Raw genomic sequence first — 8,435 nt, forward strand, 5'->3', positions numbered from 1 at the left:
CTGGGCGGCCACAGGATCATGGCCGCCCAGCGCCGGGTGCGGATGTCGAGCGGAGCACTTGCCGACATCCACGTGCGGGGGTTATTCGGTGGGATGCACCGTGCTCCGGACGATGGCCCGGGCGATATTCGGCAGGAAGCGCCGCATGAGATACGCCGGGCGGGCCTGCCCGGGGAAGACGTAGAGCGGTGTCTTCGGCTTGGCCAACGCCTTCTCGAGCGCGTCCACAATGCTTTCCGGGGTGGCCCCGCCGGTATTGCCGAGCACGCTGGCGTTCTCCTTGCGCACCGCGTCCAGGAACGGCGTCTCCACCATGGGCGGGCACAGCACCAGGAAGCGGACGCCGGTGCCGTGCAGCTCGTAGGAGAGGCTGTCGGCGAACCCGATCACCGCGTGCTTGGAGGCCGTGTACCCGGCCATGCCCGGCGAGGGCAGCCAGCCCGCCAGCGACGCGAACAGCACCACGGTGCCCGCGCCCGCCTGCTTCATGGCCGGAACGACGGCCTGGCAGAGATTGACGGTGCCGATGTAGTTGACGTCGATCATCTTCCGGAGCTGGGCCACATCGTGATCCAGCACGGAGGCGTGCACATGGCACATGCCCGCGGCGTGCACGAGCCGATCGATGGCGCCGAGTTCGGAGCGCACCTTGTCGACCACGGCACGAACCTGGCCCGGATCGGACACGTCACAGGTGTAGGTATGCGTATTCGGCGACCGCAACGCGGTCTCGGCGAGTCCGGAGGCATTCATGTCCACCGCCGCCACGGTCCATCCCGCGGCCGCGAGCCGTTGCGCGACAATGCGTCCCATGCCGCTGGCCGCACCGGTCACCAATGCTGTGCGGCTCATCGGACCTCCCGGGTCTGCAATACCGTGGCGGCTTCCCCGAAGGTCATCCGGAGCGCGCCGATACGACTGGAGAACAGCGCACCCTTGGGCAGGCCGAGCGCCCGCAGCTGGTCGGAGACGGGGTGCGTACCGAGCTCCACGCGCGTACCGCCGGGCCGTCCGGTCACTCCGCCCGGATTCATGACCCACGGTGTGCGGCGCAGGATTCCGTTGCGCCAGGTGTAGGCGTCGATCGATGCGCCGCCCGCGCCGCCCGGCATGGGGAACCCGTCCGCGACCCGCAGCGCGATCACCAGCTGCCCGTCCAGCCGAACCTCGCAGCGATGCCCACGCCCGTCGGGAGTGATGTCGATGTCGGCCATCAGCTTGGGGAAGCCCCAGATCGACTGCCCCGCTTCGCAGGTGAAGCTCTGATTCACCGGCAGCCAGTGGATATAAGCCCCGGTGCTGTCCTTGCGCCCGCGCTGCTTGGCCATCAGCGAGAACGCGAATTCGTGGTAGGGCCCCAGGTCCCCGTCCACGTATCGCACGAATGCCAGTGACAGCACGGCCTTTCCGAGCACGGTGACAGGTTGCAGCCCGGCGTCGGCGAGCAGCCCGCGCGCCGCGGCGGCATCGACCAGGAACAGCGCCGAGCACGCATCGGCCTGCCGGATCTCGACCGGCATGCGGACCTGTTCGCCCAGTACGGAATGCGCCTCCACGCCGAAATTAGAACAGGTTTCAGTACCCGATGTCAGTGGTTTCATCGACTTTCCCAATTCGGTTCGGCCGACGCCGCACGGGACTTGGCCCAGCGGTAGTCGGGTTTGCCGCTGGGGGTCCGCGACACAGTGTCCGCCACCCAGATCCGGCGCGGCAGCTTGTATCCCGCCAGGTGCGCGCGCACGTGCGCGGCGAGCGCCTCGAAGTCGATCACGCCGTCGGCCGCGGACACCACCGCGGCCACCTGCTGCCCCCAGCGCTCGTGCGCCACCCCGATCACGATCGCGTCGTACACCGCCGGGTGGGCCTTGAGGATCGCCTCGACCTCTTCGGGGAAGACCTTCTCGCCACCGGTATTGATGACCATGTTCCCGCGCCCGATCAAGGTCACCGAGCCATCGGCCTCGACCCGGGCCCGATCATCGGTGATGACCATCCGGACGCCGTCCACGGTCCGGAACAGCTTGCCGGTCTTGACCGGATCCTTGTAGTACCCGATCGGCACGTTCCCGGTCTTGGCCACCCAGCCGGTACCACCCGGCGCGACGGGACGCCCGTCGTCGTCGACCACCAGCGCCCCGCGCCCGACATTGACCCGCGGCGCGCGAGCCGGATCGTCATCCTTCTGCGCGAATCCGATACCGCCGAAACCGGTTTCGGAGGAGCCGATGGATTCGGTGACCAGCGTGCTCGGAAACAGTTCCAGCAGCGCGTTCTTCACCGGCTGGGTGAGCTGGGCGGCCCCGGAGCCGATGGAGATCAACGAGGAGGCGTCCACGGGCGCGGCCCGGTAGGAATCCACCAGCGGCCGGGCGATGGCGTCCCCGGTCACCACCAGCACGTGCGGCCGCTCCCGCGCCACCACCCGCCACACCTCGTCGGGATCGAAGCGGGGCTGGAACAGCACCGCGTTGCCCGACCACAGCGCGGTGAAGGTCGGCATCATGGCGGCGGCGTGGATCAACGGCGGCAGCACGAACCAGGTCATGGGCGTGGAATTCGCCGCGGCCATGCGGGACTGCGCGTACTCGTCGGTCACGGGTTCACCGGTGTAGAAGTCGATCCCGCCGCCCAGCACCCGCCACATGTCCTCCTGCCGCCAGATCACGCCCTTGGGCAGGCCGGTGGTCCCGCCGGTGTACATGATGAAGTGGTCGTCGGCACTGCGGGGAGCGAAATCGCGGTCGGCAGAACCCGATTCGATCGCGTCTTCGTACGACACGGATCGGCTGGCCAACCCCGCCCCGCCCTGATCGTCCTCGACCACCACCGTGTGCCGAAGCTTCGGCAGCCCGGCCCGGATCTCCTCGATCAGCGGCGCATAACACCGGTGATGCACCGACATTTCCAGATCCGCGTTGTCGTAGACATACCGCAGTTCCTCCGCCCGGTACCGATAGTTGATGTTCACCGGCACCGCGCGAATCTTGTAGCAGCCCAACAGCGTTTCCAGCGACTCGATGCTGTTGTGCATGTGAAACCCGATATGCGTGCCCGGCCCCGCCCCCGCCGCCGCGAGGTGATGGGCCAGCCGGTTGGCGCGGGCGTCGAGTTCGGCGAAGGTGCGCCGCCGGTCGCCCTCGATGACGGCGATCCGATCCGGCACGGCATCGGCGGAGTGTTCGTAGAGGTCGGCGAAATTGCGGGCCACGGCCGTATCTCCTGGTGTTCGCGGCTACAGCACGGTGAGCGGTAGCGGGGTGCCCCGGTCCGCGAAGACGAAGCCCGCCCCCGAACTGAACCGGGTGATGGCGACCTCGTCGGCGGTGCGGAAAGGCATATCCGCCCGGCGGATCTCGAGGGTGAGCGCGCAGTCGGTGGACTCCCGCACGCGGGTGAAGAAGCGCGGATTCACCCCGCGCACCAGCGCGTCCAGCGGTTGCAGATGGTCGGCGTCGAGCAGCGCCGGCCAGGCGCCATCGTCCCCGGCTCCGCAGGCCCGCCCGATCCGCAGTTCCACCGACTGCTCGCCGCCGGTGGTCTCGCTGGACACCTCGATATCCACGTACGCGGCCGGATTGAACGCCGGATGCAGTCGCAGCACCTTGGCGAGGGCCGCGAAATCATCACCGAGCCCGAGGGCGGCGCGAATCCGCTCTGCGGTGAGCCCCGCGATCCCGGTGAACTGCTTGCGCAGAATATCCAGCGCCACTTCCGGTTTCGTCCGCGCTTCGACGGCGGCCCGGTAACCGAGCGTGAGCAAATGGTGCTGCAAACTCACCTCGTCGGCGATCCGAATCAGCGCCGACCGCGAGAAGTCGGAGAACCGCAGATCATTCAGCAGCGGCCCCGAATAGTCCCGCAGCCCCTCGTCTTCCGGATCGATCGGAGCCAGCACCGTCGCCGCCGCCTCGGATCCCGCCACCAATTCCGCGCCGGGCGGCGCGAGCGGCGGTTCGTGCGCCGGATCGATGGTTACCGTCCACGCGCACACCGGCTTCCGGTCGGCGGGCTCGCGGGGCGGCCGATGCACCGGCCGCACCTGCGCGAACGGATTGGTGGCCAGCGCCGTCGCATCGAAGGTCGGGTCCTCGATCTCGTGGCACATGGCCACCACGAACTCGGTCCCCATCGGCTCCACATCGGCGAGCGCGCCGCAGTGATCCAGATGGAATTCGCCGTGGTCGTGGTCGATCACCCGGAACCGGAAGTCCATGAACTGCGGCGGCGCACCGATATCCAGCTGGAAGCCCTTGAAGATATCGCTCACTCCGTCACCGGTGATGTTGAGCGCCTTGCGCATTCGTCGCGTGTACACGGGACTGGCCAGCTGCCATTCGTCGATGGCCACCGCCGTCATGCCCGGCCGCCCCAGCGCGCCGAGCACATGCGCCATGCCGGACCGGTCGATGAGGTGCCCGCACAGCAGCAGCTCCGGAACCAGCAGCGCCAGTTCGGATCTGGTAAGCGATTCGTATCTGCTGGTCACCACAGGGGCACCGGCCCCTTTCCGATCGGGTACCAGCCGGGCAGCGGCTGGCCGGACATGGACCGTTCCATGCGCTTGCGCATGCCGCTCGACAAGGCGTCGTTCGAGATCATCTCCACGAAAAGCGCTGTCACATTGCCGAAGTCGAAGAAGTCCCGCTGCCAGCTCCACTGGAAATCCCCGGCATACCGAAACCAGCTCCCCCCGATCCCTTCAGGCGAATACGGCCGCCCATCGGCCCGCTGCTGGTCGTTGACCTGCTTCCAGAACCCGATCACCGACCCGTTGCGCTCGTCGATCACGAATTCCTGATACGGATATGTCCACCCCTCGAGCCCGAACATCTCCTGCCCGAGCGCGATCTCCCGGATCTCCTCGCGCCCGACGGCCATGAATTCCTGCTGCGGACCGTAGTTCCACCCGTAGGTGGCGTCCTCGGTGTAGAAGTGCTCCAGGGGTTTCCAATCCCCCTGCGCCTCACACTGTTTGTTCTCGTCCACCCAGCGGCGGACCATCTCGTCGAGTTCATCACGGGACCAGGCCACGACGGCCTCCTGAATCTATCGAGCTGAATCTATTGACTGATCGGTGCTTCCGGCTGCACCTCGACCAGTACGAGGTGCGAACCGCGGGGCATGGACACGACGGCCGTGACGGCGGCGGCCAGATCGGCGGGCCGCAGGAAGTGCGCGTGCCGGGCGAATCCCCACTTCACCCAGTTCTCCAGCAGCGGGCCGACCACTTCGGGCGTGGCCTGCATCCCCATGCCGGTCAGCGTCTGCCCCGGCCGGACGATGGACGAGCGAACCCCCGTGCCCTCCAACTCCATGCGCAGTTGGGTGGCGAACGCCTCGACGCCGGTCTTGGCCGCGTTGTACGCGCCCGCGCCGGGCCGGGCGCGTACGGCGCAATCGGATCCGATGATCACGAAGTCCCCGCGCTGCCGGGCCACCATGCCCGGCAGGACCCGGTGGGCCAGGCGTTGCGCGCCGACCAGGTGCACGCGGACCTGGCTTTCGAAAACCTCGGGATCCATCTGCCATCCGAGCCCGAATTCCAGATCACCGGCTCCGGACACGAGGATCTCGGTGGGGCCCAGCGCTTCCTCTGCCGCGCTGACGAATTCGTTCACCGAGGCGGTATCCGCGACATCCAGTCGCCCCGCGAACGCCTCGCCGCCCTCGGCACGGATCTTCTCCGCCAGCGTCTCGCAGATCTCCACCCGGCGCGCACCCAGCGCCACCGGATGCCCCAGCGCGGCAAGCGCTTCCGCCGTGGCCGCGCCGATCCCGGACGACGCGCCCGCGACCAGGGCGGGCCTGCGGTCGGGATGTGGCGTGAATCGTGCCATCACCGCACCTCCACGGAGACAGGCAGCTGCGCGAAGCCACGCACATTGACCGAATGCACCCGTTGGATACCGGATTCGCCGATCCCGTACCCGCGGACCCGGGTAGCGAACTCCCGCAACACGATGGTCGCCTCCAACCTGGCCAGATGCGCACCCAGACAGAAATGCACACCCTTGCCGAAACTGATCAGCCCGCCCTTGTCGGTCCGCTCGATATCGAAATGATCCGGTTCGTGGAAGGCGGCATCGTCGCGATTGGCGGATCCGATGAGCAGCAACACCTTCGAGCCCCGCGGAATCGTGCGCCCGTAGTACTCCAGGTCCACCGCGGCCGTCCGGGCCAGGATCTGACTCGACGCGTCGTAGCGCAGCGTCTCCTCCACCCAGTCGCCGACCAGTTCGGGATGCGCGGCCACCTTCGCGTACTGCTCGGGATTGCGGCCGGCCCAATACAGCGCGTTCCCCAGTAGTTTCGTGGTCGTCTCGTTTCCCGCGACCACCATGAGGAACATGAATCCGAGAATTTCCTCGTCGGTGAGCCGATCCCCGTCCGCCTCGGCGTCCAGCAGTGCCGAGGTCAGATCATCGGTGCGCCGCCGTTTACGGGCGGCCAGGATCTCGTTGTAGTACCCCGCCAGCTGTAGCGCCGCCTCCATGGCCGCGACGGGCACATCGAGCACGCCCTCCTCGCGATGCACCAGCAGATCGGCGAGCCTGCGCAATTCGGCCCGATCCGACTCCGGCACGCCCAGCAGTTCGGAGATGACGTCCATGGGGACCTGGCCCGCGACCGCGTCGATCCAGTCGAATTCACCACCGGCCAGCGCGGGTTCGAGGTACCGCAGCGTGATCTCGCGAATGCGGTCGCTCATCTCGCTCACCCGCCGCGGCGTGAACCCCTGATAAACCAGTTTCCGCAGCCGCAGGTGCCGCGGGTCGTCCATGGCCAGGAAGGACATGGTGCGCCAGGCGTGCAGCCCCCAGGCGGCCGGGTCCAGCGAGACACCGTTGGCGCTGGAGAGCCGGGCATCATCACGGAAGCCGGCGGCCACGTCGACGTGCCGCGAGAGCGCCCAGAAATCGAGTTCCGCGTGGTGATAGAGCGGGGCTTCGGTGCGCAACCGCTGGTACACGGGGTAGGGGTCCTCGTGGACGCGGTAGTCGTAGGGGTCGAACAGCAGCGGCTCTAGGGAGGCTGCGGTCATAAGGTCTGCACCTCGTATTCGATAACGCGTTCATCGGCTCTGACGAACGTTTTCCAGCAACGGAGACACATAGCTGGACATGTGTCTGTACGGTACTAGCGACGGGATGGTCTGACAACGGAATCCCGAAACCGAGCGCGGATACGGCCCGCAGAACTGAAACATGTTCTTGCGCGTATCCGAGCTACGTACATATAGTCCGTACACGTGTCCGGACAGCATGGGAGCTACCTATGAGCCCGAGCGATCTCATCTCCGAGACCGGTTCGCGGTTGCTGATCGACGGCAAGCTGACGCCGGGCGGCGGCGGCGTGTTCAGCACGTCGAATCCGGCTACCGGGCAACAGATCGGCCTGGCCGCCAATGCCGACGCCGCCGATATGGACGCGGCGATCACCGCGGCCCGCACGGCCTTCGACACCGGCGATTGGTCGGCGGATCCGAAGGCCCGCGCCACCGCCCTCCGGCAACTCCGCGACGCCCTGCAAGACAACATCGAGGCCCTCCGCCAGATCACCATCGCCGAGGCGGGCGCACCCCGCATGCTCACCAGCGGCCCCCAGCTCGAAGGCCCCATCGCCGACCTCGCCTACTTCGCCGATCTGGCCGAAACGTATGCCTGGGAAACCGATCTCGGCATCGCCTCCCCCATGGGCATCAAGAGCTCCCGCACCCTGCGCCGCGAACCCGTCGGCGTGGTCGGGGCCATCACCCCCTGGAACTTCCCGCACCAGATCAACTTCGCCAAGCTCGGCCCGGCGCTGGCGGCGGGCAACACCGTGGTCCTTAAACCCGCCCCCGACACCCCCTGGTGCGCGGCGGCGGTGGGCCGGATCATCGCCGAGCACACCGACATTCCCGCCGGTGTCGTCAATATCGTCACCTCCGACGACCACGCGGTTGGCGCACAACTGGTCGCCGACCCGCGCGTGGACATGATCTCCTTCACCGGTTCCACGGCCACCGGCAAGTCCGTGATGAGCACGGCGGCAGCGTCTTTGAAGAAGGTCTTCCTCGAGCTCGGCGGCAAGTCGGCGTTCATCGTGCTGGACGACGCGGACATCGCGGCGGCGGCCAGTTACGCGGCCTTCGGGGTCTGTGTGCACGCGGGCCAGGGCTGCGCGATCAGCACCCGGCTCCTGGTCCCGAGAGAACACCACGATCAGGCGGTCGAGGCGGCGGCGGCGCGGACCCTCGCCAATATCAGACCCGGCAACCCGGCCAAGCCGGGAACCGTTTGCGGCCCGGTCATTTCCGAACGCCAACTGGCCCGCATCGAACGCTATCTGGAGCTGGCGGTTGCCGACGGCGGCACCATCGTCACCGGCGGCAAGCGCCCCGAAACCCCCGGCTGGTTCATAGAACCGACCCTCATCACCGGCCTGCCGAACTC

General features: G+C 67.5%; 8 protein-coding genes. 1 reads left to right on the forward strand and 7 read right to left on the reverse strand.

Annotated features, from left to right (window positions below; translation table 11 throughout):
• Positions 1-81: 81 nt before the first annotated feature.
• From ACWELQ_RS29845 to ACWELQ_RS29875, 7 genes are read right to left on the reverse strand one after another with little or no spacing between them, the layout of a single operon-like run.
• The gene (locus ACWELQ_RS29845) at positions 82-852 is read right to left on the reverse strand and encodes an SDR family NAD(P)-dependent oxidoreductase (RefSeq protein WP_452400365.1); all 771 of its coding nucleotides are present in this window, start codon (positions 850-852) and stop codon (positions 82-84) included.
• Positions 849-1,556, reverse strand: a complete 708-nt coding sequence (locus ACWELQ_RS29850; RefSeq protein WP_452400366.1) for an acetoacetate decarboxylase family protein — start codon at positions 1,554-1,556, stop codon at positions 849-851. Before ACWELQ_RS29850 ends, ACWELQ_RS29845 begins: the two co-directional genes overlap by 4 nt.
• Before the next feature lie 41 nt (positions 1,557-1,597).
• A complete protein-coding gene (locus tag ACWELQ_RS29855) occupies positions 1,598-3,208 on the reverse strand; it encodes an acyl-CoA synthetase (RefSeq protein ID WP_452400367.1) in 1,611 nt (536 codons plus the stop codon).
• 24 nt (positions 3,209-3,232) lie between these two features.
• Positions 3,233-4,486 carry a hypothetical protein gene (locus ACWELQ_RS29860; protein ID WP_452400368.1) on the reverse strand — a complete coding sequence of 418 codons (1,254 nt, stop codon included), beginning with the start codon at positions 4,484-4,486 and terminating at the stop codon, positions 3,233-3,235.
• A complete protein-coding gene (locus ACWELQ_RS29865) occupies positions 4,483-5,001 on the reverse strand; it encodes a nuclear transport factor 2 family protein (protein ID WP_452400372.1) in 519 nt (172 codons plus the stop codon). Before ACWELQ_RS29865 ends, ACWELQ_RS29860 begins: the two co-directional genes overlap by 4 nt.
• A 59-nt stretch (positions 5,002-5,060) precedes the next feature.
• Positions 5,061-5,837: an SDR family oxidoreductase gene (locus ACWELQ_RS29870; RefSeq protein ID WP_452400369.1), complete on the reverse strand. Its 777-nt coding sequence runs from the start codon at positions 5,835-5,837 to the stop codon at positions 5,061-5,063.
• Positions 5,837-7,042 (reverse strand): cytochrome P450, encoded by a 1,206-nt coding sequence (locus ACWELQ_RS29875; RefSeq protein ID WP_452400370.1) that lies wholly within the window; start codon positions 7,040-7,042, stop codon positions 5,837-5,839. The genes ACWELQ_RS29870 and ACWELQ_RS29875 overlap by 1 nt, the downstream gene beginning before the upstream one ends.
• Before the next feature lie 233 nt (positions 7,043-7,275).
• Between ACWELQ_RS29875 and ACWELQ_RS29880 the strand changes: the two genes are divergently transcribed.
• On the forward strand, positions 7,276-8,435 hold a 1,160-nt coding region (locus ACWELQ_RS29880), incomplete at its 3' end, for an aldehyde dehydrogenase family protein (RefSeq protein WP_452400371.1).

The organism is Nocardia sp. NPDC004722 (assembly GCF_053601505.1).